Source organism: Arthrobacter sp. SIMBA_036, from assembly GCF_046535135.1.
In the GTDB taxonomy this organism is placed as follows: Bacteria; Actinomycetota; Actinomycetes; order Actinomycetales; family Micrococcaceae; genus Arthrobacter.
Window position 1 is genome coordinate 1 of sequence record NZ_JAWRXG010000300.1, and the last position, 257, is coordinate 257.

A 257-nucleotide genomic window follows, 5' to 3' on the forward strand; every position below is an offset into this window, starting at 1 on the left:
GACGGTGCAGGGGCAATCGATATCGGCGGAGGCTGCGGCGATGGCGTCGGCGGCCTCTGCGATCCGTGACCGCGTCGTCTCGCCGGAGGGGCCGGGCGGACGCGTGCGGCTGACGACCATCCGTTCGGTTGCCGATCTGCTTCTCGCGCCACATCTCGGCCAGATCCTTGCTGGACTTCCGGGCATCGAGCTCGAGATCCTGACGGATGTCCGTATCCACAGCCTTGCACATCGCGAGGCCGATATCGCGTTGCGTC

At 66.9% G+C, this 257-nt stretch carries 1 pseudogene; it reads left to right on the plus strand.

From position 1 onward, the window contains the following. Window positions 1-257 (plus strand): annotated as a pseudogene (locus SB659_RS19965) (hypothetical protein); the annotation flags it as partial.